Annotated in this window: 17 protein-coding genes and 1 pseudogene; 6 read left to right on the top strand and 12 right to left on the bottom strand. The window is 72.2% G+C overall.

All coding sequences use genetic code 11. The annotated features are described in order from the left end of the window. Positions 1–333, bottom strand: a pseudogene (locus AB4039_RS07805) (SMI1/KNR4 family protein); the annotation flags it as partial. A gap of 12 nt (positions 334–345) precedes the next feature. Next, positions 346–1,062, bottom strand: coding sequence for a tyrosine-protein phosphatase (locus AB4039_RS07800; RefSeq protein ID WP_442270344.1), 717 nt, complete (start codon positions 1,060–1,062; stop codon positions 346–348). 81 nt (positions 1,063–1,143) lie between these two features. Here AB4039_RS07800 and AB4039_RS07795 point away from each other — a divergent pair, with 81 nt between their 5' ends. Further along, positions 1,144–1,845 carry a nitroreductase family protein gene (locus tag AB4039_RS07795; RefSeq protein ID WP_266842499.1) on the top strand — a complete coding sequence of 234 codons (702 nt, stop codon included), beginning with the start codon at positions 1,144–1,146 and terminating at the stop codon, positions 1,843–1,845. 98 nt (positions 1,846–1,943) lie between these two features. On the opposite strand, the gene pruA is transcribed toward AB4039_RS07795, so the two are convergent. Further along, the gene (pruA, locus tag AB4039_RS07790; RefSeq protein WP_266842497.1) at positions 1,944–3,575 is read right to left on the bottom strand and encodes an L-glutamate gamma-semialdehyde dehydrogenase; all 1,632 of its coding nucleotides are present in this window, start codon (positions 3,573–3,575) and stop codon (positions 1,944–1,946) included. Between the two features lie 32 nt (positions 3,576–3,607). Beyond that, positions 3,608–4,534 (bottom strand): proline dehydrogenase family protein, encoded by a 927-nt coding sequence (locus AB4039_RS07785; RefSeq protein ID WP_266842495.1) that lies wholly within the window; start codon positions 4,532–4,534, stop codon positions 3,608–3,610. Between the two features lie 199 nt (positions 4,535–4,733). Here AB4039_RS07785 and AB4039_RS07780 point away from each other — a divergent pair, with 199 nt between their 5' ends. Next, positions 4,734–5,954 (top strand): PucR family transcriptional regulator, encoded by a 1,221-nt coding sequence (locus tag AB4039_RS07780; protein WP_442270343.1) that lies wholly within the window; start codon positions 4,734–4,736, stop codon positions 5,952–5,954. Positions 5,955–6,075: 121 nt separating this feature from the next. Here AB4039_RS07780 and AB4039_RS07775 read toward each other — a convergent pair whose 3' ends face one another. Beyond that, positions 6,076–6,666 carry a TetR/AcrR family transcriptional regulator gene (locus AB4039_RS07775; protein WP_266842491.1) on the bottom strand — a complete coding sequence of 197 codons (591 nt, stop codon included), beginning with the start codon at positions 6,664–6,666 and terminating at the stop codon, positions 6,076–6,078. An 89-nt stretch (positions 6,667–6,755) separates the two neighbouring features. On the opposite strand from AB4039_RS07775, the gene AB4039_RS07770 reads away from it, so the two are divergent. Further along, positions 6,756–8,297, top strand: a complete 1,542-nt coding sequence (locus AB4039_RS07770; RefSeq protein ID WP_266842490.1) for an MFS transporter — start codon at positions 6,756–6,758, stop codon at positions 8,295–8,297. Positions 8,298–8,371: 74 nt separating this feature from the next. On the opposite strand, the gene serA is transcribed toward AB4039_RS07770, so the two are convergent. The 6 genes from serA to AB4039_RS07740 all read right to left on the bottom strand — a co-directional run bounded on the left by serA (position 8,372) and on the right by AB4039_RS07740 (position 18,167). After that, positions 8,372–9,961, bottom strand: coding sequence for a phosphoglycerate dehydrogenase (gene serA, locus AB4039_RS07765; protein WP_266842488.1), 1,590 nt, complete (start codon positions 9,959–9,961; stop codon positions 8,372–8,374). A gap of 285 nt (positions 9,962–10,246) precedes the next feature. Further along, positions 10,247–11,248, bottom strand: a complete 1,002-nt coding sequence (gene ilvC / locus AB4039_RS07760; RefSeq protein WP_266842486.1) for a ketol-acid reductoisomerase — start codon at positions 11,246–11,248, stop codon at positions 10,247–10,249. 156 nt (positions 11,249–11,404) lie between these two features. Further along, positions 11,405–11,929: an acetolactate synthase small subunit gene (ilvN, locus tag AB4039_RS07755; protein WP_266842484.1), complete on the bottom strand. Its 525-nt coding sequence runs from the start codon at positions 11,927–11,929 to the stop codon at positions 11,405–11,407. Between the two features lie 32 nt (positions 11,930–11,961). Continuing rightward, the gene (locus AB4039_RS07750) at positions 11,962–13,848 is read right to left on the bottom strand and encodes an acetolactate synthase large subunit (protein ID WP_266842482.1); all 1,887 of its coding nucleotides are present in this window, start codon (positions 13,846–13,848) and stop codon (positions 11,962–11,964) included. A 227-nt stretch (positions 13,849–14,075) separates the two neighbouring features. After that, positions 14,076–16,982, bottom strand: a complete 2,907-nt coding sequence (locus AB4039_RS07745; protein WP_442270342.1) for a putative bifunctional diguanylate cyclase/phosphodiesterase — start codon at positions 16,980–16,982, stop codon at positions 14,076–14,078. Positions 16,983–17,219: 237 nt separating this feature from the next. Next, positions 17,220–18,167 (bottom strand): 2-hydroxyacid dehydrogenase, encoded by a 948-nt coding sequence (locus AB4039_RS07740; protein ID WP_266842478.1) that lies wholly within the window; start codon positions 18,165–18,167, stop codon positions 17,220–17,222. 73 nt (positions 18,168–18,240) lie between these two features. On the opposite strand from AB4039_RS07740, the gene AB4039_RS07735 reads away from it, so the two are divergent. From AB4039_RS07735 to AB4039_RS07725, 3 genes are all read left to right on the top strand, one after another. Continuing rightward, on the top strand, positions 18,241–19,248 hold the full coding sequence (locus AB4039_RS07735; RefSeq protein ID WP_266842477.1) for an aldo/keto reductase: 1,008 nt from the start codon (positions 18,241–18,243) through the stop codon (positions 19,246–19,248). A 144-nt stretch (positions 19,249–19,392) separates the two neighbouring features. Then, a complete protein-coding gene (locus AB4039_RS07730) occupies positions 19,393–20,721 on the top strand; it encodes a PQQ-dependent sugar dehydrogenase (protein ID WP_442270341.1) in 1,329 nt (442 codons plus the stop codon). A 42-nt stretch (positions 20,722–20,763) separates the two neighbouring features. Further along, a complete protein-coding gene (locus AB4039_RS07725) occupies positions 20,764–20,955 on the top strand; it encodes a DUF6191 domain-containing protein (RefSeq protein ID WP_266844059.1) in 192 nt (63 codons plus the stop codon). On the opposite strand, the gene AB4039_RS07720 is transcribed toward AB4039_RS07725, so the two are convergent. Then, positions 20,952–24,062 carry a helix-turn-helix transcriptional regulator gene (locus AB4039_RS07720; protein ID WP_442270340.1) on the bottom strand — a complete coding sequence of 1,037 codons (3,111 nt, stop codon included), beginning with the start codon at positions 24,060–24,062 and terminating at the stop codon, positions 20,952–20,954. The genes AB4039_RS07725 and AB4039_RS07720 overlap by 4 nt on opposite strands. Positions 24,063–24,082 lie beyond the last annotated feature (20 nt).

The following is a 24,082-nucleotide window of genomic DNA, read 5'->3' as shown; positions in this document are numbered from 1 at the left end:
GGGCGCCGCCGCGCGGCCCGGCCGCCGGTCGTCCTCCCATTCCCCGTCCACCGCCCACTCCTCCCCGGCCGCCGCCTCCGGGCGCGGGGTGACCAGCGGCAGCAGCCCGTGGCCGGGCCCCGCCGGGCCGTCGCCCACCGCCGTCACGAAGGCCCGGTACGGCGACGGCAACCGGATCCCGTGCCGCTCCTCGAAGCCGTCGACCGCCGCCGGGGCGAGCGGGGCTGCCAGCGCGTACCGGTGCGTCTGCGCCCCGTACCGGGCGTACCCCGGGTCCCGGGCGGCCTTCTCCCGCAGCCGCTCCCGTACGGCGTGCGCGTCCCAGATCTCCATCCGGGGACGGTATCAACGCCCCCGGAGCCTGTCGCGGAGCCGCCCCAGCTCGGCCCCGGTCAGCCCCGCCGCGCGCAGGTAGGCCTCCGCGTCGAGCCGGCGTGCGGCGTCGCGGGCGAGGGCTTGGACGGTGGTGCCGAGTCCGGTGAGGTACTCCTCGATCCCGGCGGCGTCGTAGGGCCGGCCCTCGGCCGCGTACCGGGCGCGGACGCGCGGCTCGCTCAGCGCGTGGTCGTCGGCGATCTCCTCGGCGCTCGCGCCCGCGAGCCGCAGCAGGACGAGCGCGACGATCCCGGTGCGGTCGCGGCCCAGCCCGCAGTGGAAGACCACCGCGCCCGGCGGGGCGTCGGCGACGGCGCGCGCGACGGTGGCGACCCGGTCGGGGAAACGGTCCAGGAAAGGCCGGAAATACGCGGGGGTCGCGAAACCCGCGGTGCCCCACCACACGTCCCAGAAGTCCCGGTGCTCGATGCCGTCGAGCGGGATCACCGACGTGTTGATCCCGGCCGGGCGGGGTGCGTGGTCCACGCCCCGCTCGTCGTGGTTGCGCAGGTCGATGACGGTCCGCACGCCGTGCGCGGCCAGGGTGGTCCAGCCCCGTGCGGTGAGCCCGTCGAGGCTGTCCGCCCGTACCAGGACCCCGGACGGCAGGGCCCCGAGGCCGCCGAGGTCGCGGGCGTTGAAGCAGCCTTCCCAGTCCACGAATCGACCGACGTTCGTCACGGTCATAGCCCCCCTGTCAGTACACATCGGACAGTCGGCAAGGACGCGACTCTGGCCTCAGGGGTTCCCCCGCGTGAAGATCTGCGCATGTCGCCCCGTACCCAGCAGTGGACCCCGACCCATGGCCAGCCCTACCGGCCCGTCGCCTACCGTCCCGCGCGCATGCCGAGCGAGGAATCCCTCGCGCGCGCGGCGGAGCTGCGGGCCCGGATGGACGAGCGGCGCACCGTACGCCACTTCTCCCCGGACCCGGTCCCCGACCGGGTCGTCCGCGACGCCGTCGCCTGCGCGGCCACCGCTCCCTCCGGGGCGCACCAGCAGCCGTGGACCTTCGTCCTGGTCAAGGACCCGGCGGTGCGCCGCCAGATCCGCGCCGCGGCCGAGCAGGAGGAGGAGATCTCCTACGACGGCAGGCTCGGCGACGAATGGCTCGCGGCGCTGCGCCCCATCGGCACCGACGCGGTGAAGACCCACCTCACGGACGCGCCGGCGCTGATCGTGGTCTTCCAGCAGCGGTACTGGCTCGGCCCCGACGGCACGAAGCGCAAGCACTACTACGTCGACGAGTCGGTCGGCATCGCCGTCGGCATGCTCCTCTCGGCCCTCCACCTCTCGGGCCTGGCGGCCCTCATCCACACCCCGAGCCCGATGCGCTTCCTGAGCCACGTCCTGAACCGCCCGGAGAACGAGAAGGCCTTCGCGGTCATCCCGGTGGGCTACCCGGCGCAGGACTGCGAGGTCCCGGACCTGATCCGCAAGTCCCTGGACCAGGTACTGGTGGAGGTCTGAGCGCGTCGCGCGCCACCCGCTCCGGACCGGAAATGGAGACCGCCCCCGCTCCGGACTTGGGGGTACCGGAGCGGGGGCGGGGTTCAGCGAGGGGCGGGTCAGCCCATGTGGGGGTAGCCGTACTCGGTCGGCGGGACCAGGGTCTCCTTGATGGAGCGGGTCGAGGTCCAGCGCAGCAGGTTCGAGGCCGCGCCCGCCTTGTCGTTGGTGCCCGAGGCACGGCCGCCGCCGAAGGGCTGCTGGCCGACGACGGCGCCGGTCGACTTGTCGTTGATGTAGAAGTTGCCCGCCGCGAAGCGGAGCTTCTCCATCGTGTCGGCGGCCGCATAGCGGTCCTGCGCGATGACGGCGCCGGTCAGGGCGTACGCCGAGACGTTCTCCATCTGGGCGAGCATCTCGTCGTACTTGTCGTCCTCGTAGACGTGGATCGCGAGGATCGGGCCGAAGTACTCGGTCGTGAAGACCTCGTTCTCCGGGTCGGTGCACTCGATGACGGTCGGGCGGACGAAGTAGCCCTCGGCGTCGTCGTACGTGCCACCGGCGACGATCGTGCAGGTCGGGTCGGCCTTCGCACGGTCGATCGCGGCCTTGTTCTTCGCGAAGGAGCGCTCGTCGATGACCGCGCCGATGAAGTTGGTCAGGTCGCGGACGTCACCCATGGTGATGCCGTCGACCTCGGCGGCGAACTGCTCCTTGAAGCCGTCGTTCCAGATGGAGGCCGGAACGTAGGCGCGCGAGGAGGCGGAGCACTTCTGGCCCTGGAACTCGAAGGAGCCGCGGGTCAGGGCGGTCTTCAGGATCGCGCGGTCCGCGGACGGGTGCGCGACGACGAAGTCCTTGCCGCCGGTCTCGCCGACCAGGCGCGGGTAGGAGCGGTACTTCTCGATGTTGTTGCCGACCGTCTTCCACAGGTACTGGAAGGTCTTGGTCGAGCCGGTGAAGTGGATGCCGGCCAGCTCCGGGTGGTTCAGGGCCACCTCGGAGACGGCGATGCCGTCGCCGGTCACCAGGTTGATGACGCCCTTGGGCAGGCCGGCCGCCTCCAGGAGCTCCATGAGGAGGACCGCGGAGTGGGTCTGCGTCGGGGACGGCTTCCAGACGACCACGTTGCCCATCAGGGCCGGGGCGGTCGGCAGGTTGCCGGCGATGGCCGTGAAGTTGAACGGCGTGATCGCGTAGACGAAGCCTTCGAGCGGGCGGTGGTCGCTGCGGTTCCACACGCCGGCGCTGTTCGCGGCGGGCTGCTCGGCGAGGATCTGCCGGGCGAAGTGGACGTTGAAGCGCCAGAAGTCGACGAGCTCGCACGGGGTGTCGATCTCGGCCTGCTGCGCCGTCTTGGACTGGCCCAGCATGGTGGAGGCGGCCAGCTTCTCGCGCCACGGGCCGGCGAGCAGCTCGGCGGCGCGCAGGATGATCGCGGCGCGGTCGTCGAAGGACATCGCGCGCCAGGCCGGGGCGGCGGCCAGGGCGGCGTCGACGGCCTCCTGGGCGTCGGCCTCGGTGGCGTTGGCGTAGGTGCCGATGACGGACTTGTGGTCGTGGGGCTGGACGACGTCGAAGCGCTCGCCGCCGCCCATCCGCTTGACGCCGTCGATCGTCATGGGGAGGTCGATCGGGTTCTCGGACAGCTGCTTGAGCTGGAATTCGAGGCGCGTACGCTCCGGGCTGCCGGGGGCGTACGAGTGGACCGGCTCGTTGACCGGCGCGGGGACCTGGGTCACAGCATCCATGGGGCTGGTAACTCCTTGAGCTAGTGGGGTGCCTAGTTCTTGGTGATCATCGAGCGGAGGAAGAACAGCAGGTTGGCCGGCTTCTCCGCGAGGCGGCGCATGAAGTAGCCGTACCAGTCGGTGCCGTAGGCCGTGTAGACGCGCATCCGGTGGCCCTCGGCGGCCAGCCGCAGGTGCTCCTCGCTGCGGATGCCGTACAGCATCTGGAACTCGTACTCGTCCAGCTTGCGCCCTGCCTGGCGGGCCAGCTCCTGGCCGATGGCGATGAGACGCGGGTCGTGGGACCCGATCATCGGGTAGCCGTCGCCCTCCATCAGGATCTTCATGATCCGGACGTACGCCTTGTCGATCTCGGCCTTGTCCTGGTACGCGACCTCGGCTGGCTCCTTGTAGGCGCCCTTCACGATGCGGACGCGGCTGCCGGCGGCGGCCAGGCGGCGGGCGTCGGCCTCGGTGCGGAAGAGGTAGGCCTGGATCACGCAGCCGGTCCGCGGGAAGTCCCGGCGCAGCTCCTCGTGGATGGCGAACATCGAGTCGAGGGTGGTGTGGTCCTCGGCGTCCAGGGTCACGGTGGTGCCGATGGCCGCGGCGGCCTCGACGACCGGGCGGACGTTGGCGAGGGCCAGCTCGTGGCCGCCCTCCAGCGCCTGGCCGAACATGGACAGCTTGACGGACATCTCGACCGTCTCGCCCAGGCCCAGCGCGCCGAGGCGCTCGATGAGCTCCAGGTAGGCGTCGCGGGCCGCGTGGGACTGCTCCACGGCGGTGATGTCCTCGCCGACGACATCGAGGGTGATCTCCAGGCCGCGCTGCGTGAGGTCCTCGACGATCGGGATGACCTGGTCGACCGTCTCACCCGGGATGAAGCGGTTCACCACGGGCTTGGTCACGGGGGCGGCGGAGACGATTCGACGCATCTTGTCGCTGCGCGAAGCGGCGAGGATCACGGGACCCAGCACGGGGCACCTCCAACGGGTGGCAGAAGCGGACGACGGCCGCCGTGCGGGGTGGGCCGCGACCGTAGGGAAAACGCGAGTAAAACCACCGTGAAACCTAAGGATGTCCACGATCCTCTGCCATCGACAGCTGTCACGCATCCGTGGTCCGGATGTCATACATCTGTCTGAAGAGCCGTGTGCGAGATGGGAGAATGGGCGCGTGAAGGGCGATTACCAGGACCTGGTCGACGAGATCTCGGCGCTGCTCGGCGCCCCGGCCACCCTGGAGAACCGGGACTTCCGCCTCATCGCCTTCGGCGCCCACGACAGCGACGACGACCTCGTCATGGATCCCGTCCGCACCCGCTCGATCCTGACCCGGCAGTCCACGGCGGCCGTCCGGTCCTGGTTCGAGGCCTACGGGATCACCCGCGCGACCGGCCCCGTCCGCATCCCGGCAGCCCCGGACGCGGGGGTCTTCCGTGGGCGGATCTGCCTGCCGGTCCGCTACCGGGGCATCGTGCAGGGCTACGTGTGGCTCCTCGACCAGGAGCCGGGCCCCGCGGCCGGGGCACTGGCCGCCGCGATGGAGGTGGCCGACCGGATCGGGGTGCTGCTCGCAGAGGAGGCCAAGGCGGGAGCCGACCTGTCCCGGGAGTTCCTCGCGGTCCTCACCGGCGGGCGGGGCTGGCAGCAGGACATGGCGGTGGCCGCGCTGCGGGTGGCCCTGGGGCCCGGGGCCGAGGGACTGCACGCCGCCGTGTGCGTGGCGCCGTGGGCCGGGGAGGCTCCCGCGTCGGTGCCGGGGGCGGCGGCGGTGTGCGTCRTACCGGGTGACGCCGCCGGCGCGAACGGCGTGGCGGGTGCGTCCGGCGGGGGGCCCGCAGGCTCCGGGGGCGGGGCGCTCGCCGTCCTGCTCCGGCTGCGCTCGACGGACGCGCTGGCCCCGGCCCTGACCGCGGTGGGACGGCTGCTGCCCCGCCCCGGGCCCACGGGCTCCGGGGCCGCGTCGGACGGCGCGCCGGGCCCCGCCGCGGGCCTGTCCGACCCGGTCCGGACGCTCGCGGAGCTGCCCGCCGCCTGGGCGCAGGCCACCGCCGCGGCCCGGACGGCCGCCGCCCGGCCCCTGCTGGGGCCGGTGGCGCAGTGGTCGGAGATCGGCCCGTACCGGATGCTGGCCGCCCTGGCGGCGGGCCCGGCGGACGACCCGGCGACCCGGGCCCTGCTCGGCCCGGCCCACCGGGAACTGGCCCGTACCGCCGAGGTGTTCCTCGACTGCGCGGGCCAGGCGGGCCGTGCGGCGGCCGCGTTGGGCATCCACCGCCAGACCCTGTACTACCGGCTGGGCCGGGTGGAGCAGCTGACGGGACTCGACCTGGACGAGGGCGAGGACCGCCTGTTGCTCCACATGGCCCTCAAGGCCTCCCGGTTGCACGGCTGACCGGCGGAAACGTCGGAAACAGCGGAAGCGGGGTGCGGGCCCGGCCGGCCCCTCCCCGCCGGGCCGCCGCGCAGGGAGGAGCCGGCCGGCGGTGCGGCGGCGGGCGCCGCTCAGCCCGCGCTCAGCCCTCGCCGCCCTCCGCCGGGACCGTGAGCCCCTCGGCCACCCGCCGCAGCCCCTCGGTGAACTCCTCCGCCGTGGCGGCGCTCGCCGGGTCGAACAGCCACTGGATCATCAGGCCGTTGAGCAGCGCCTGGTAGACGGCGCCGCGGGTGCGCTCGTCGCGGTCGGTCACCTCGTCCTCCGGGATCCCGGTCAGCATCGAGATCAGGCCCCTGCGCCCCTCCCGCTGCGAGGCGCCGAGCATGGCCCGCAGTTCGGCGTGCTGACCACGGCTCAGCGCGATCTCCAGGCTGGCCGCCCAGACGGGCGCGGCCTCCTCCTGCCGGTCCACGACCCCCTCCCACAGGCCGTGCAGGCGCTCCATCGAGCCGTCCGCACCGCCCAGTGCACCCCCGAAGCCCTCGCCCCATTCCTCCATCAGGGCGATGAAGGCCTGGGTGAGCAGGGCGTCCTTGGAGCCGTAGTGGTAGCCGATGGACGCCAGGTTGGTGCCCGAGGCGTTGACGATGTCGCGCGCCGTCGTCCGCACGAACCCCTTCTCGGCCAGGCACTTCTTCGCGCCTTCGAGCAGATCTTCGCGATGTCCCATGGCATCACGGTAGCAAGACAACCGTCCCAGACATAAGTTCCATACATCCGTCATAGACAAGCGTTTATGACGGATGTACATTCCTTCTCATGACGAACCCCGCCGCTACGGCGCGCCTCGCCGGCCGCCGCGAATGGACCGCGTTCACGGTCCTGTTGCTGCCCCTGCTCCTGGTCTCGATGGACACCTCCGTCCTCTACTTCGCCATCCCGGCCATCACCCGGGAGCTCGACCCGAGCGCCACCCAGCAGCTGTGGATCTTCGACAGCTACGCCTTCGCCCTCGCCGGCCTGCTGATCACGATGGGCTCGCTCGGCGACCGGATCGGCCGCCGCAAGCTGCTGCTGATGGGAGCCGGCGCCTTCGGCCTCGCCTCCGTCGCCGCCGCCTACGCCACCAGCGCCGGGATGCTGATCGCGGCCCGCGTGCTCCTCGGCGTCGGCGGCGCGACCCTGATGCCCTCCACCCTGGCCCTCGTGCGCAACCTCTTCCGCGACGACAAGCAGCGCGGCAAGGCCATCGCCATCTGGTCCGGGGCCATGACGGGCGGCATCGCCCTGGGCTCGGTGCTCAGCGGCGTGATGCTGAACCACTTCTGGTGGGGCTCGGTCTTCCTGATCAACGTGCCCGCGATGCTGCTCCTGCTGGTCCTGGTCCCGGTGCTGGTCCCGGAGTTCAAGGACCCGGCGCCCGGACGCTTCGACCTGCTGAGCATCCCGCTGTCGACGGCCGCCGTCCTGCCGGTGGTCTACGGGCTCAAGGAGATCGCCGCCGAGGGCTTCGAGCCCCTCTCCGTCGGCTGCCTGCTCGTCGGCCTGGCGTTCGGTTACGCCTTCGTCCGCCGCCAGCGCCGCAACGAGGACGCGATGGTCTCCCGGGCGCTGTTCCGGGGGCGCGGCTTCGGGGCGGGCATCGGCCTCAACACCGTGGCCGCGTTCGCCATGATGGGCTCGGCCTACTTCACCACCCAGTACCTGCAGTCGGTGCTCGGCATGGGCACCCTGGAGGCGGCCCTGTGGAGCCTCGCGCCCTCCCTCTTCATCGGCGCCGCGGCCCCCGTCGGAGCGGCCCTGGCCCAGAAGACCGACCGGGCCCGCGTCATCGCCGGCGGCTTCGTCCTGGCCGCCGCCGGGTTCGGCCTGATCTCCCTGGTGGGCACCGACTCCCTGTGGCTGCTGCTGGCCGGCGCCGGGGTGCTGGCCTCCGGCATCGTGGTGGTGATGTCGCTGGTCTCCGACATGGCACTGGCCTCGGCCCCCGCCGAGAAGGCCGGGTCGGCCGCCGCGCTGCTGGAGACGGGCCAGGAGTTCGGCGGCGCCCTCGGCATGGCGCTGCTCGGCAGCCTCGGCACCGCCGTCTACCGCTCCGACCTGTCGGGCGCCGAGCCCGCCGTCCGGGAGACCCTGGGCGGCGCGGCGGCCACCGCCGCGCAGACCGGCGGAGCGGCCGGCGCACAGCTGCTGGCCCTGGCCCGTGAGGCCTTCGTCCACGGAATGCAGTACGCGGCCTGGGGCGGTGCGGCCCTGCTCCTCGTGGCGGCGGCCGGCGCCCTGGCCCTGGCCCGGAGCGGGAAGGCCGCCGCCCCGGCCGCGGCGGAGCGGGCCGTCCCGGCCGCCGCGCCGATGGGCTGAGCCCCCGTAGCGGCGGGAGGAGACGCGAAAGGGCCCGGGGAACACCCCGGGCCCTTTCGGATGCGGTGCGGCGGTCAGCCGAGGTTGACCGTGCGGGCCGACGCGGCGCCGATCTCGGCGGAGATGGCCGCGAGGACGTCGACCGGGACCTCGGCGTCGACGGTGAGGACGACGAGCGCCTCGCCACCCTCCTCGGCGCGGGCGACCTGCATGCCCGCGATGTTCAGACCGGCCTCGCCGAGCAGCTGCCCGACCTTGCCGACCACACCCGGGCGGTCGGTGTAGCGCAGCACGATCATGTGGTCGGCCAGGGCCAGGTCCACGTCGTACTCGCCCACGCCGACGATCTTCTGGAGGTGCTTGGGGCCGGCCAGGGTGCCGGAGACCGAGACCTCCTGGCCGTCCGACAGGGTGCCGCGCACGGTCACCACGTTGCGGTGGTCCGGGGACTCCGAACTGGTGGTCAGGCGGACCTCGACGCCGCGCTCCTGCGCGAACAGCGGGGCGTTGACGTAGGAGACCGTCTCGTCGACGACGTCCTCGAAGACACCCTTGAGCGCGGAGAGTTCGAGCACCTTGACGTCGTGCTGGGTGATCTCGCCGCAGACCTCGACGTCGAGGCGGACCGCGACCTCGCCCGCGAGGGCGGTGAAGATGCGGCCGAGCTTCTCGGCGAGCGGCAGACCGGGACGGACGTCCTCGGCGATGACGCCGCCCTGGACGTTGACCGCGTCCGGCACGAGCTCACCGGCGAGCGCGAGGCGCACCGACGTGGCGACCGAGATGCCGGCCTTCTCCTGGGCCTCGTCCGTGGACGCGCCGAGGTGCGGGGTGCAGACGACCTGGTCGAGCTCGAAGAGCGGGGAGTCCGTGCAGGGCTCCTTCGCGTACACGTCGAGACCGGCGCCGGCGACGCGGCCCTCCTTGATGGCCGAGTACAGCGCGGCCTCGTCCACGATCCCGCCGCGGGCGGCGTTGACGATGCGGACGGAAGGCTTCACCTTGTGCAGGGCCTCGTCCCCGATGAGACCGAGGGTCTCGGGGGTCTTGGGCAGGTGCACGGTGATGAAGTCGGCGACCTCCAGCAGCTCGTCCAGCGTCAGCATCTTGACGCCCATCTGGGCGGCGCGCGCGGGCTGCACGTAGGGGTCGTAGGCCACGATCTTCATGCCGAAGGCCGACATGCGCTGGGCGACCAGGACGCCGATGCGGCCGAGGCCGACGACGCCGAGGGTCTTCTCGCTGAGCTCGACGCCCGTGTACTTGTTCCGCTTCCACTCACCGTTCTTCAGGGCGGTGTTGGCCTGCGGGATGTGGCGGGCGGTGGCGACGAGCAGGCCGCAGGCGAGCTCGGCGGCGGTGACGATGTTGGAGGTCGGGGCGTTCACGACCATCACGCCGGCCTTGGTGGCGGCGGAGACGTCGACGTTGTCGAGACCGACACCGGCGCGCGCGACGACCTTCAGCTTCTTGGCGGCGGCGATCGCCTCGGCGTCCACCTTGGTGGCGGAGCGGACGAGGATCGCGTCGACGTCGACGATCGCGGGGAGCAGCTCGGCGCGGTCGGCGCCGTTGACGTGCCGGATCTCGAAGTCCGGACCGAGCGCGTCCACCGTGGCGGGCGACAGCTCTTCGGCGATGAGTACGACAGGTTTCGAGCTCACGTGGGTCCTCACAAGTCCAGTGCGGACGGCCGTCCCGACGGCCGCAGGCGGTGGAGGGGGTAGCCGCGTGGAAGACGCACGACACTGTGGGCCTGACGCGTTGTGTTGTGCAGTGTAGTAGCGGATCCGAACCGGAATTCCGCCTGTACGGAAGGATCACCCGTCCGAGATTGGCCGGGGTGGACAATCCGCGCTACACGAGGCCTACATTCCGGCCATCTCCACCGGTGGGGGCGGTGCGCGGCGGGGCCGGAACGACACGTCCCGGCCCCGCCGCGCACGAGATCAGCTCTCGTCGCTGTCGACCCAGCTCATCAGCTTGCGCAGCTTCTTGCCGGTGGTCTCCAGCAGGTGGGCCTCGTCGGCCTTCTTGTACTCGTTGTACTTGGGCAGACCCGCCTTGTACTCGGCCATCCAGGTGTTGGCGAACTCGCCGCTCTGGATCTCGGCCAGGACCTTCTTCATCTCGGCCTTGGTGGCGTCGGTGATGACGCGCGGGCCGGTGATGTAGTCGCCCCACTCGGCGGTCTCGGAGACCGACCAGCGCATCTTCTCCAGGCCGCCCTCGTACATGAGGTCCACGATGAGCTTCAGCTCGTGCAGGCACTCGAAGTACGCGATCTCCGGCTGGTAGCCGGCCTCGGTCAGGACCTCGAAACCGGCCTTGACCAGAGCGGAGGCGCCACCGCAGAGGACGGCCTGCTCACCGAACAGGTCGGTCTCGGTCTCCTCGGTGAAGGTCGTCTTGATGACGCCGGCGCGGGTGCCGCCGATGCCGGCCGCGTAGGACAGCGCCAGGTCGAAGGCCTTGCCGGTGGCGTCCTGCTCGACGGCGGCGATGCACGGAACGCCGCGGCCCTCCTCGTACTGACGGCGGACCAGGTGGCCCGGGCCCTTCGGGGCGACCAGGGCGACGTCGACGTTGGCGGGGGGCTTGATGAAGCCGTACCGGACGTTGAAGCCGTGGCCGAAGAAGAGCGCGTCGCCCTCCTTGAGGTGGTCCTTGATGGACTCCTCGTAGATCTCGGCCTGGAGCGGGTCCGGGGTCAGGATCATGATGACGTTCGCCCACTCGGCGGCCTCCGACACGGAGACGACCTTCAGACCCTGCTCCTCGGCCTTGGCCTTGGACTTCGAGCCCTCCTTGAGGCCGACGACGACGTCGACGCCGGAGTCACGGAGCGACAGCGCGTGGGCGTGGCCCTGGCTGCCGTAACCGATGACCGCGACCTTGCGGCCCTGGATGATGGACAGGTCGGCGTCGTTCTCGTAGAACAGCTCGGCCACTGGGATATCTCCTTGGTGCGCTGGTGTTGCTCCCACCGTACGGCGGGGAACGGAATCTGAGTTTGTCGGTCTCGCCATTCGAACCGGGGCATTCGCGCCCCGGAGCGCCGCGGCCGGCGGGCGGCCGCGGCCGGGCTCTGACGTCAGGCGCTGCGGTCAGGCACTGCGGTCGATCGAGCGCAGGCTGCGGTCCGTGATGGACCGGCCGCCACGCCCTATGGCGATGGTGCCGGACTGCACGAGCTCCTTGATGCCGAAGGGCTCCAGCATCTTGAGCATGGCGCCCAGCTTGTCGGTGCCGCCGGTGGCCTCGATGGTGACGGCCTCCGGGGAGACGTCGACCGTCTTGGCGCGGAACAGCTGGACGATCTCGACGATCTGCGAGCGCGTCTCGTTGTCGGCGCGGACCTTCACCAGGACGAGTTCGCGCTCGATGGCGTTGTGCGGCTCCAGCTCGACGATCTTGAGCACGTTGACCAGCTTGTTGAGCTGCTTGGTCACCTGCTCCAGCGGGAGGTCCTCCACGTTCACGACGATGGTGATGCGGGAGATGTCGGGGTGCTCGGTGACGCCGACCGCGAGGGAGTCGATGTTGAACCCGCGGCGGGAGAACAGCGCGGCGATCCGGGCGAGGATGCCGGGCGTGTTCTCGACCAGGACGGAGAGCGTGTGCTTGGACATGTGAGGCGTTCTCTCTCTCAGGCTCTCTCGGCTCAGTCGTCTTCGTTGTCGCCGAAGTCGGGGCGGACGCCCCGGGCTGCCATGACCTCGTCGTTGGAGGTGCCGGCGGCGACCATCGGCCACACCATGGCGTCCTCGTGGACGATGAAGTCGATCACGACCGTACGGTCGTTGATCGCGTTGGCCTCGGCGATGACCTTGTCCAGGTCCGCCGGGTCCTCGCAGCGCAGGGCGACGCAGCCCATGGCCTCGGACAGCTTGACGAAGTCCGGGACGCGGGTGCCCTTGCGGGGTGCGATGGACTCGCCGAGCTGGGAGCCGACGGTGTCGTGGCCGGTCTCGTCCGCGTGCAGCACGGTGTTGGAGTACCGCTGGTTGTAGAACAGGGTCTGCCACTGGCGGACCATGCCCAGCGCACCGTTGTTGATGATCGCGACCTTGATCGGGATGTTGTTCAGCGCGCAGGTGACCAGTTCCTGATTGGTCATCTGGAAGCAGCCGTCGCCGTCGATCGCCCAGACGGTGCGCTCCGGCATGCCGACCTTCGCGCCCATCGCGGCCGGGACCGCGTAGCCCATGGTTCCGGCGCCGCCGGAGTTCAGCCAGGTGCGCGGCTCCTCGTACTTGACGAAGTGCGAGGCCCACATCTGGTGCTGGCCGACGCCCGCCGCGAAGATCGTGCTCTTCGGCGCGAGCGCGCCGATCCGCTCGATGACCTGCTGGGGGGACAGCATGCCGTCCTCGGGCAGGTCGTAGCCCAGCGGGTAGGTGTCCCGCCAGCGGTTGAGGTCCTTCCACCAGGCGGTGTAGTCGCCCGCGTTGCCCTCGGTGTGCTCGGCCTGGACGGCCTGGATCAGGTCGGCGATGACCTCGCGGGCGTCGCCGACGATCGGGACGTCGACCTCGCGGTTCTTGCCGATCTCCGCGGGGTCGATGTCCGCGTGGATGACCTTGGCGAACGGCGCGAAGCTGTCCAGCTTGCCGGTGACGCGGTCGTCGAAGCGGGTGCCGAGCGCGATCAGCAGGTCCGACTTCTGGAGCGCGGTGACGCCGGTGACGCTGCCGTGCATGCCTGGCATGCCGACGTGCAGCGGGTGGCTGTCGGGGAAGGAGCCGAGCGCCATCAGGGTGGTGCAGACCGGGACCCCGGTCAGCTCGGCGAGGACCTTCAGTTCGGCCGTGGCGCCGGACTTCATGACGCCGCCGCCGACGTACAGGACCGGGCGCTTGGCCTGACAGATGAGCTTGGCGGCCTCGCGGATCTGCTTGGCGTGCGGCTTGGTGACCGGCCGGTAGCCGGGCAGGTCCATGGACGGCGGCCAGGAGAAGGTGGTCTTCGCCTGGAGGGCGTCCTTGGCGATGTCCACCAGGACCGGGCCCGGACGGCCGCTGGCGGCGATGTGGAACGCCTCGGCGATCGTCCGCGGGATGTCCTCGGCCTTGGTGACCAGGAAGTTGTGCTTGGTGATCGGCATCGTGATGCCGACGATGTCCGCCTCCTGGAAGGCGTCCGTGCCGATCGCCTTGGAGGAGACCTGGCCGGTGATGGCGACGAGCGGGACGGAGTCCATGTGCGCGTCGGCGATCGGGGTGACCAGGTTGGTGGCACCCGGGCCCGAGGTGGCCATGCAGACGCCGACCTTGCCGGTGGCCTGCGCGTAGCCGGTGGCGGCGTGCCCGGCGCCCTGCTCGTGGCGGACCAGGATGTGACGGACCTTCTTGCTGTCCATCATCGGGTCGTACGCGGGGAGGATGGCGCCCCCCGGGATGCCGAAGACGGTGTCGCACCCCACCTCTTCGAGAGAGCGGATGAGGGACTGGGCGCCCGTGACGTGCTCAACTGCGGTGGGCTGGTGTCCACCCGTACGGGGCCGCGGCTGCGGATGGTGGGCCCCGGTGGCCTGCTCGGTCATCGGCATTCTCTTCTCGAAGCTGAGGGTTTTACGAGGGGCGGGGATCCCCCGGATCAGGACCGGGGGCGTGTGCCAGTGCAACAAAAAACCCCTCGTGCCTGGTGGCAAGCGAGGGGAGCGCGTCGGTAGCGTTGAGCGGGGACATGGTGGTCCCAGCTTCAGCCGACGCGCTTTCCAAGTACGAGAATTCGGGTGCGCATGGCACTGACCCTCCCTCCGGCGGGAGGTCGATGTCAAGCGGGTGGGACGGGCGTCTCATTATTTGAGCCTCTACGGATGACCATCGAACCACCGGACGAGCCACCGGCCAAGGCCGGCTGGGCCGTACCGCCCGGTACTGGGAACGTACCCCTCACGAGCGCGCGCCGCAGCCTGTATTCGTCGAGTGGTCCGGAGAAGGCCGCTCCCTGGCCGTGGGTGCACCCCATGGCCCGCAGGGCCAGCACCTGCTCGGGCAGGTCCAGCCCGTCCGCCACGGACTGCATGCCCAGGTCATTTGCGATACGCAACAATCCTGCGGTGATCTTGTGCAGCCGGGCGGACTCGACCACCCCCTCGACCAGTCCCCGGTCCAGCTTGAGGAGGTCCACGGGAAGCCTGCGGAGGGCGCTGATGGCCGCATAGCCGCTGCCGAAGCCGTCGAGGGCGATCCGGACGCCGAGCCGGTGCAGGGCCGTCAGGCGGCGCTCCAGCTCGTCGAAGGGCACTCTGGGGTCGGAGGCGGCCAGTTCCAGCACCAACGCCCCCGAGGGCAGGCCGTGCCGGGCCAGCAGCGCCTCCACGGAACCGCGGGGCAGGGCCCGGTCGAGCAGCCGTTGCGCGGTCATCCGTACCGCCACTGGTACGTCCTGTCCCGCCCGGTGGCGCTCGGCGGCCCGCTCGACGGCCTCTTCCAGCAGCCAGCGGCCCAGTTCGGCGGTGCGCGCGGCGTCCTGCCCGGCGGCCCCCGCCTCACCGTGCTCGGCCGCCCGGAGGAATTCGGCCGGCGTGAAGAGGATCCCCTGAGAGGACCGCCAGCGGGCCTGGGCGGCCACCGCAGTGACCTCACCGGTGGCCAGCGAGACCACGGGCTGGTGCAACAGGGCGAACTCGCCCTCGTGGAGCGCGGTGCGCAGCCGGCCCGCCAGCTCGGCCTTGCGGACGACCTCGGCCTGCATCTGGGGGGCGTACAGCTCGACGCGGTCCTTGCCGCCGGCCTTGGCCCGGTACATCGCCAGATCTGCGTTGCGCATCAGGTCCGAAGGGGTGATGCCGGGGTCGGCGAAGGCCACGCCGATGCTGGCGGCGACCCTGACCTCGCTGCCCGCGATGCGGTAGGGCTGGGAGAGGGTGCTGCGCAGCCGCTCGGCGATCTCGTGCACCTGGTACTCGCGGGCGCTGCGGTCGCGGCTGCCGTCGCCGAGGATCAGGGCGGCGAACTCGTCCCCGCCGAGCCGGGCTGCGGTGTCCCCCGCCCGGACGGCGTCCTGGAGGCGGTGGGCGGCCTCGACGAGCAGCTCGTCGCCGGCCTGGTGGCCGATGGTGTCGTTGACCGCCTTGAAGCCGTCGAGGTCGATGAAGAGCACGGCGGTGCTGTGGTCCCCGGCGCGGCGGCCGGTGAGCGCCTGGCGGACCCGGCGGGTGAACAGGGCCCGGTTGGGCAGGTCGGTCAGGGGGTCGTGTTCGGCGCTGTGCTGGAGCTGGGCCTGGAGGCGGACCCTCTCGGTGACGTCCCGGCTGTTGAGGATGAGCCCGCCCTGGTGCCGGTTGACGGTGGACTCCACGTTGAGCCATTCGCCGCTGCCCGATTCGAACCGGCACTCGATGCGGGTCGTGGGCTCCTCGGCGGGCGGTGCGGCCAGGAAGCGGCGCACCTCGTGGACCACGCGTCCGAGGTCGTCGGGATGGATCAGGCTGGCCAGCTCGCTGCCGATCAGCTCCTCCGCCTCGCGGCCGTAGACCCCGGCCGCGGCGGGGCTGACGTAGCGCAGGGTCCCGGTGGGCGCGGCGATCATGATGACGTCGCTGGAGCCCTGGACCAGGGAGCGGAAGTGGTTCTCCTTCTGGGCCAGCTCCTGCGTGAGCGCGATGTTGTCGAGGAGCATGATGCCCTGGCGGATGACGAGGGCGAGGACCACGGTGCAGCCGGTGAAGACGACCATCCGGTCGACCTTCCGGCCGTCGACGACGTTGTAGAGGATCCCGAGGGTGCAGACGGCGGCGGCGAGGTACGGGGTCAGGGCGGGCAGCGAGCCGGTGATGGGACGGCTGTGGGGCCGTTCGGCGCGCTGGGGCACGGGCCGGTCGACGCCGTCGGGCCGACGGGCGCCCCAGGGCGCGTAGGCGAGCAGCAGGGAGCCGGCGAACCAGCCGGCGTCGAGGATCTCGCCGGAGCGGTAGGTGGTGTTCAGCAGCGGCGAGGTGAACAGCGCGTCGCTCAGGACGGTCAGGGCGAGCGCCGCGATGGCCGTGTTGACGGCGGAGCGGTTGTTCGCGGAGCGGCGGAAGTGCAGGACCAGGACCATCGAGACGAGCGCGATGTCCAGGAGCGGGTACGCGAGCGAGAGCGCGGCGCGCGGGACGCTGCCGGGCGCTCCGGACTGGACGGTGCGCGCGGCGTTGGCGAGGGCCAGGCTCCACGAGAGGGTCAGGAGCGAGCCGCCGATGAGCCAGGAGTCGAGTCCGAGGCAGACCCAGCCGGCCCGGGTGACGGGGCGTTTGGCGAGGACGAGCAGGCCCACGATGGCCGGCGGGGCGAAGCAGAGGAAGGCGAAGTCGGCGAGCGAGGGCTCGGGGACCTTCTGGCCGAGGATGACCTCGTACCAGCCCCAGACGGCGTTCCCGAGGGCCCCCATGAGCGAGGAGAACGCGAACATCAGCCAGGCAGGGCGCTCACGCCGGTCGATCGTCCTGGCGTAGTGGTAGCAGGAGACGGCGGCCAGTAACCCGGCGGTACTGAGGCCGAAGTCGCCCATGACCTTGGCGAGTTCTTCGGACCCCCAGCCGAGGGCGGCTCCCACGGCGTACCCGCCACTGACCACCGCGAGGAGGAGCTGCGCCGCCAGGCCCCCGCCGCCGCCCGCCACGGGCGGCCGGGTCAGCAGCGCCGCCCCCGGGGGGTTCACCGGTCCCCCTCGCCGGCTGGTTCCGGCGCGCCCCATCGTCGCCTCCGGCGGCTCTGCCGCATCGGATCCTTCGCCCATTGGCCGTGCATCGCCCGTCGCCCCCCAAAGTGTCCGATCACTCCCCAGCGCCAGACGTACGTGGCGCAGCCCCTGGTTCCGGACGATACACCACTTTCGTCACTCAGCGACATAGGCTCTCTACTCTCCGTCACCACCAGGAGCGTTGTGGACACCCCGCGCATACGGGTGGTTCCGGACCGTGTGCGGCGTGATCTAGTCCGTGACCAGGACGGTGTTGTCCACGGGCTCCCCGGCGGCGAAGCGGGTGAGCTGGCGGGCGACCAGCCGCTTCGCCCTGGGTTCGAACGCCGAGCTGCTGCCGCCCACGTGCGGGGTGATCAGGACGTTCGGGGCGTGCCAGAGCGGGTGGCCCGGCGGCAGCGGTTCGGGGTCCGTGACGTCGAGCGCGGCGCGCAGCCGGCCGGGTCGCAGTTCCGCCAGGAGGGCCTCGGTGTCGACGACGGGGCCGCGCGCGACGTTCACGAGCAGGGCCCCGTCCTTCATCCGGGCGAGGAAGCCCGCGCCGGCCAGGCCCCGGGTGTCCTCGGTCAGCGGGGTGCAGAGGATCACCACGTCCGCGTCCGGCAGCAGGCGGGGCAGGTCGGCGAGGGCGTGTACCGGGCCGTGCGGAGCGTCGCGGGCGGAGCGGGCCACACGGGTGACGGACCCGCATTCGAAGGGGATCAGCCGGTCCTCGACGGCCGCGCCGATCGACCCGTAGCCGACGATCAGGACGGCCTTGTCGGCGAGGGCCCCGTAGAAGCCGCCGTGCCATTCCTCGCGGTCCTGGCCGCGCACCATGCCGGGGATGCCGCGCAGGGAAGCGAGGGTCAGGGTGAGGGCGAGCTCCGCGGTGCTCGCCTCGTGGACGCCGCGGGCGTTGCAGACCCGGACTCCGGAGGGCAGGCCGTCGAGGCCGCCGGCGAGGTGGTCGATGCCCGCGGTGAGCGTCTGGACGACCCTCAGGGCGGACATTCCGGCGAGTGGGCGCAGGGTGACGGCTTGGGACTTCATGTACGGCGTGACGTAGAAGACACAGTCGGCGGGGTCGGCCGGGAACGATTCCTCACCGTCCCACCGTCGGTAGCGGAAGGAGGTGGGGAGACCCTCGATCTCCTCGGCGGGGAAGGGGAGCCAGACGTCCCCGGTCGCAGCAGTCATGATCACGAGGCTATGCGAAGGGAACTGGATCAAGCCGTTACTTTGAGGTCCGTACCGGGAGGGGGACGCAGGGGTGGAGCGCAGGGCGATCGGGGCCGGGCCGCTGACGGTCGGAGCCATCGGGCTCGGGTGCATGCCGATGAGCTGGGCCTACGCGCCTTCACGACGCCGGGGCGAGGAGTCGCTGCGGACGGTGCACACGGCGCTGGACCTGGGGGCCAACCTCCTGGACACGGCTGACCTGTACGGGCCGTTCACCAATGAGCTGGTGGTGGGACGGGTGCTGCGGGAGCGGCGGGCCGAGGCCTTCGTGTCCGCCAAGGTGGGGCTGCGCGCCGGTGAGCAGCACGTGGTGGCCGACGGGCGGCCGGGGTACGTGCGCCGGGCGTGCGACGCCTCGCTGCGGCGGCTGCGGACCGACGTCATAGACCTGTACCAGTTGCACCGGGTGGATCCGGACGTGCCGGTGGAGGAGACCTGGGGCGCCATGGCGGAGCTGGTCGGCGCGGGGAAGGTGCGGGCGCTCGGGTTCTGCGCGCTGGGCGCGGGGGCCGGGCCGGGGGCCGGCCGGCGCGGGGACCGGGGCTACCGGTCGACGGTGCGGCAGTTGGAGCGGGTCCAGCAGGTGTTCCCGGTGACCGCGGTGCAGGCGGAGCTGTCGGTGTGGTCGCCGGAGGCCGCGTGGCAGCTGTTGCCGTGGTGCGCGGCGCGGGGCGTGGGGATGCTGGCGGCGATGCCGCTGGGGAGCGGGTTCCTGACGGGGACGCTGACGCCCGGGCAGGGGTTCGAGGACGCGGACGTGCGGGCGCGGCATCCCCGGTTCACGGCGCACGCCATGGCCTCGAACCAGGTGCTGGTGGCGGCGCTGCGGCGGGTGGCGCTGCGGCACGGGCCGGAGGTCACGCCGGCGCAGGTGGCGCTGGCGTGGGTGCTGGCGCAGGGGCCGCACGTGGTGCCGGTGCCGGGGGCGGAGCGGGCGCGCTGGGCCGCGGAGAACGCCCGGGCGGCGGAGGTGCGGCTGACGGCCGGGGAACTGGCCGAGATCGCTGCGCTGCCGGCGGCGGTGGGTGCCTGGGAGTGAGGCGGGGGCGCGGGCCGATCGGACGGCCCGGCCTGATCCCGCACAACCACTCGATCGGGTGTACGAGCGGTGGAACTTCCGGATGCGCCGGACCTGTTGAGAGGGATGGAAGGCGGGATCGGCGCACCGGAAGGGAGCGGGACCATGCGATACGGACGGAACCGGCGGGACGGGAGCGGGGCGTACGGGAGCGGGGCGTACGGGACCTCGGCGTACGGAACCTCGGACGGCGGGATCGGGGGGTCGGGGGCCGGTTGGGCGCGGGGCGCCGGTGCGGGGCGCCGCGCCGGATCGGGACCGCGCCGGCGGGGCGTGCCGGTGGCGCTCGCGCTGGCGGGGTGCGGGGTCCTGCTGACGGCCGGCTGCTCCTCCTCCGGCGGTGTGCCGACGGGGGCGGGCGGCTCCCCACCCGGGTCGCCGCCGGGGACGGCCTCGCCGGGGCCTTCGGGGACGGCTCAGGACCCGGGGGCACCTCCCGCCCGGGGCTCGGTGACGGTGTCGGGGGAGGTGGCCAAGGGCCTGGAGTCCCCCTGGGGCGTGGCCCCGCTGCCGGGCGGGGACCTGCTGGTCGCCTCCCGTGACAAGGGCACCATCAGCCGGGTCCGGACGGACACGGGGGCGGTGACGCAGATCGGGAGGGTGCCCGGGGTCGCGCCGGGCGGGGAGGGTGGGCTGCTGGGCCTGGCCCTGTCCCCCACGTTCGCCTCGGACCGGCTGGTGTACGCGTACTTCACGACCGAGTCCGACAACCGCATCGCCCGGATGCGGTACGACGAGCAGAGGCAGGCGGGGCAGCAGCTGGGCGCACCCGACACGGTGCTGCGGGGCATCCCCAGGGGCGTCGTCCACAACGGCGGCCGGATCGCCTTCGGGCCGGACCGGATGCTCTACGCGGGGACCGGCGAGACCGGGGACACGGCGCTGGCCCAGGACAGGAAGTCGCTGGGCGGCAAGATCCTGCGGATGACCCCGGACGGACAGCCGGTGCACGGCAATCCGGAGGCCGATTCCGTCGTGTACTCCTACGGGCACCGCAATGTGCAGGGCCTCGCCTGGGACAAGGACAAACGGCTCTGGGCGGCCGAGTTCGGCCAGAACAACTGGGACGAGCTGAACCTGATCGAGCCGGGCGGCAACTACGGCTGGCCGGAGGTGGAGGGGAAGGCGGGCCGGGCGGGGTTCCGGGATCCGGTGGCGGTGTGGAAGCCGGACGAGGCTTCGCCGAGCGGGATCGCCTGGGCGCAGGGCTCGGTGTGGATGGCCGCGCTGAAGGGCGAGCGGCTGTGGCGGATCCCCCTGAAGGGTGCCGTGCCCGTGGCGGAGCCGGAGGCCTTCCTCCAGGGGAAGTACGGGCGGCTGCGGACGGTGGTGTCCCTCGGCGGAGACCGCTTGCTGCTGGTCACGAGCGAGACGGACGGGCGCGGGTCGCCGGAAGCGGGCGACGACAGGATCCTGACCCTGACGGTGCGGTGACCCAGTGCCCCCGGAAGGGGGCGGAAAGGCACGGTGGGCACGGTGTTCAACGCGATCCAGGAGCTCTTCAACCCGGGTTCTCGGCATGCGCAGGAGGAGCGTGAACGACTGGAGCTGTCCCGGACCGACGTCGGTGACGGCGATCCGGGACGGGGCCCGATAGACCTCGACTCCGGCCGGGTGCTCATACGTCCGCGGGAGGACGGGCCGGAGGTGGACGCGGACGCGCCCTAGCCGCGGCCCGCCGAGGTGGCGGGCACCGGCTCCACGGAGGTGAACAGGCGCAGCCTGTGGGCGAGTGCGGCGGCCTCGCCCCGGCCGGCGACGCCCAGCTTGGCCAGGATGTTCGAGACGTGCACGCTGGCCGTCTTCGGGGAGATGAAGAGTTCCTCGGCGATCTGCCGGTTGGTGCTCCCCGTGGCGACCAGGCGCAGGACGTCGCGCTCGCGGCTGGTCAGGCCCAGCGCCTCCAGGGGGTCGGCGGTGTCGCGGTCGGGCCGGTGCGGGCCGGTGTCGTCGGTGGTCAGCGGGAGCCGGGCACGCTGGGCGAGCAGGGCCAGCTCCTCGCGGAGGCGGCGGGCGCCGAGCCGGTCGGCGGCAGCGTGGGCGTCGCGCAGCAGGTCGGCGGCCTCCTCCCGGTCGGTGCCGCAGGCCAGCATCGCCTCGGCGAGGCGGTGGCGGGCCCGGGCCAGCAGGTAGGGGCGCTGGAGCGGGCGGACGGCGGCCTCGACCGCGGTCCAGTCGGCGAGGGTGTCGCGGTCCTCGGCGCGGAGCAGTTCGGCCCGCAGGTACTCCGCGTGGGCGGCCCACACGGGTGCCGGCGTGGGCAGGCCCTTGGCTCCGGCGCGGAGCGTCGTCAGGGCCGCCTCACGGCCCTCGTCGGCGGCGGGCAGGCCGCGGGCGTCGGCCTCCGCGGAGGCGGAGGCCAGCAGCAGCGGCCAGGCGTAGCGGTGCTGGCCGAGCGCGAACCCGAGGGCGACGGCCTCGGCGGTCTCGGCGCGGACGTCGGCGATCCGGCCTTCGCCCTCGGCGATGCCGATCGCCAGCCGGTAGAGCGGCAGCCGGTGCTGGGGCTGGGCGTCGTGGGTGCCGAAGTGGGTGTGGGCGGCGGCCAGCTGGTGGGCGGCCTCGGTCAGTTCGCCGCGGGCCAGGGCCAGGTGGACCAGGTGTGCGGCGGCGGTGCCGCGCGGGGGTGCGCCCTGGCCGTCGCGCAGGGTGCGGCGGGCCTCCGTGGCGGCCTCGTCCCAGCGACCGAGGCTGTACAGGCTCTCCGCCATGTTGCCGCGGAGCCAGGCTTCGGTGTCCAGGAGCCGGGATTTGGCGACGAGCCGGATCCCTTGTTCGGCCAGTTCCACCGCTTCCCGGGACCGGCCGAGTCCTTCGAGTTGAGAGCTGAGGTTGATGTGAGCACGACCTGCGAGCAGGGTGAATCCGAGTTCCGAGGCACGGAGCAGGACTTCGTGGATCTCGGCGAGTCCGGCGTCCGGGTCGCCGGAGTCGGCGAGCAGGCTGCCGTGGGTGATCCGTGCGTTGAGCTCGGTCTCCTCGGCCCCGACCATCCGCGCGTACTCGACGGCGCGTTCGGCGGCGGCGAGGTTGGCGGGGCCGGGGTTGTGGAGCATGCCCCAGCCGGCGGCGCGGACCAGGACGTCGGCGTGCACCTGGGACGGGGGCAGCCCCTTGACCAGTTCCTGCGCCCTGGCGATCTCCTCCCAGCCGTCGCCCCGGGCGAGGTTGGCCACCAGCCGGGAGCGCTCGGTCCAGAACCAGGCGGCCCGCAGCGGGTCGGAGCCGTCCTCGTCGAGGATCCGCAGGGCGAGCTTGACGAGTTTCAGGGCGCGTTCGCGTTCGCCGCCGAACCGGGCGGCGACGGTGGCCTCGGCGAACAGGTCGAGGCGCTGGAGCGGGGTGGTCTCCGGGTCGCAGCCGCAGGGCGGGTACACGTCGGTGTAGTCCGCGGGGCGCAGTTCCTCCCGGACCTCTTCGGGGGTGCTTTCCCACAGTTCCATGGCTCGCTCCAGCAGGCTGAGCTGCTCGGAGTAGGCGTGCCGGCGGCGGGCGGCGACGGAGGCGGCGAGGACGGCGGGCAGGGCCTTGGCCGGGCTGTTCGCCGCGTACCAGTAGTTGGCCAGCCGGATGACCCGCTCCTCGGCGCGCACCAGGCTCTCATCGGCCTCCATGGCCTCGGCGTAGCGCCGGTTGACGCGGGCGCGCTCACCGGGGAGCAGGTCGTCGCTGACGGCCTCGCGGACGAGGGAGTGGCGGAAGCGGTAGCCGTCGCCGTCGGAGGTGGCGAGGAGGATGTTGGCGCCGACGGCCGCCCGCAGGGCCTCGATCAGTTCGTCCTCGCCGAGCTGGACCACGGCGCGCAGCAGGGCGTACTCGACGGTGGAGCCGCCCTCGGCGACGACGCGCACCACGCGCTGGGCGGCGTCGGGGAGGACTTCGACGCGGACGAGCAGCAGGTCGCGCAGGGATTCGGTGAGCCCGGTGCGGCAGCCGCTCTCGCGGGAGGCGACGAGTTCCTCGACGAAGAAGGCGTTGCCGTCGGAGCGGTCGAAGACGGAGTCCACGAAGCTCTCTTCGGGCTGGGTGGCGAGGATCCCGGCGAGCTGGCGGCGGACCTCGGCCCGGTTGAAGCGGCGCAGTTCGATGCGCTGGACGGTGCGCAGCCGGTCGAGTTCGGCGAGGAGGGGGCGCAGCGGGTGGCGGCGGTGGATGTCGTCGGCCCGGTAGGTGGCGACGAGGACGAGGCGGCCGCTGCCGAGGGTGCGCAGGAGGTAGGCGAGCAGGTGCCGGGTGGAGGTGTCGGCCCAGTGGAGGTCTTCCAGGACGAGGACGACGGTGCGGTGGGCGGCGAGGCGTTCCAGCATCCTGGCCGTCAGCTCGAAGAGCCGGGCGGTGCTCTCCTCGTCGTGCGGGCCGCGGGGGGTCTCGCCGAGTTCGGGGAGGATCCGGGCGAGTTCGTCCTCCTGGCCGGCGGCCGCGGCGGCGAGTTCGTCGGGCAGCTGGCGGAGCAGGGTGCGCAGGGCAGTCGAAAACGGGGCGAAGGGAAGTCCCTCCGCCCCGATCTCCACACAGCCTCCGACCGCCACCACGGCTCCGCGGCGGGCGGCCTCACCGAGGAACTCCTCGGTCAGCCGGGTCTTGCCGACCCCGGCCTCTCCGCCGATGAGCAGGGCCTGCGGCTCCTGTTCGGCGGCGCGGGTCAGGGCGTCTACGAGTGCGGCCAGTTCGTCGGCTCGGCCGACGAACACCGGGCTGACGGATCTGGTTTCCACACCGCCGAGGATCGCACAGAGGTGCGGGTCGGCGGCACTGCTTATCGCTGCGCTTCTCATCACGCGTCAGCTCGCCTGTT

The organism is Streptomyces sp. M-16 (genome assembly GCF_052114405.1).
Taxonomy (GTDB): domain Bacteria; phylum Actinomycetota; class Actinomycetes; order Streptomycetales; family Streptomycetaceae; genus Streptomyces.
The sequence above is the reverse complement of the archived record's forward strand: the minus strand, read 5'-3'. Positions and strand labels throughout refer to the sequence as shown.

Coding starts and splice junctions, on each gene's coding strand:
- AB4039_RS07800 (WP_442270344.1), bottom strand. CDS start 1,062: ATGACCGTGACGAACGTCGGTCGATTCGTGGACTGGGAAGGCTGCTTC.
- AB4039_RS07795 (WP_266842499.1), top strand. CDS start 1,144: ATGTCGCCCCGTACCCAGCAGTGGACCCCGACCCATGGCCAGCCCTAC.
- pruA (WP_266842497.1), bottom strand. CDS start 3,575: ATGGATGCTGTGACCCAGGTCCCCGCGCCGGTCAACGAGCCGGTCCAC.
- AB4039_RS07775 (WP_266842491.1), bottom strand. CDS start 6,666: ATGGGACATCGCGAAGATCTGCTCGAAGGCGCGAAGAAGTGCCTGGCC.
- AB4039_RS07770 (WP_266842490.1), top strand. CDS start 6,756: ATGACGAACCCCGCCGCTACGGCGCGCCTCGCCGGCCGCCGCGAATGG.
- ilvN (WP_266842484.1), bottom strand. CDS start 11,929: ATGTCCAAGCACACGCTCTCCGTCCTGGTCGAGAACACGCCCGGCATC.
- AB4039_RS07750 (WP_266842482.1), bottom strand. CDS start 13,848: ATGCCGATGACCGAGCAGGCCACCGGGGCCCACCATCCGCAGCCGCGG.
- AB4039_RS07745 (WP_442270342.1), bottom strand. CDS start 16,982: ATGGGGCGCGCCGGAACCAGCCGGCGAGGGGGACCGGTGAACCCCCCG.
- AB4039_RS07740 (WP_266842478.1), bottom strand. CDS start 18,167: ATGACTGCTGCGACCGGGGACGTCTGGCTCCCCTTCCCCGCCGAGGAG.
- AB4039_RS07730 (WP_442270341.1), top strand. CDS start 19,393: ATGCGATACGGACGGAACCGGCGGGACGGGAGCGGGGCGTACGGGAGC.
- AB4039_RS07720 (WP_442270340.1), bottom strand. CDS start 24,062: ATGAGAAGCGCAGCGATAAGCAGTGCCGCCGACCCGCACCTCTGTGCG.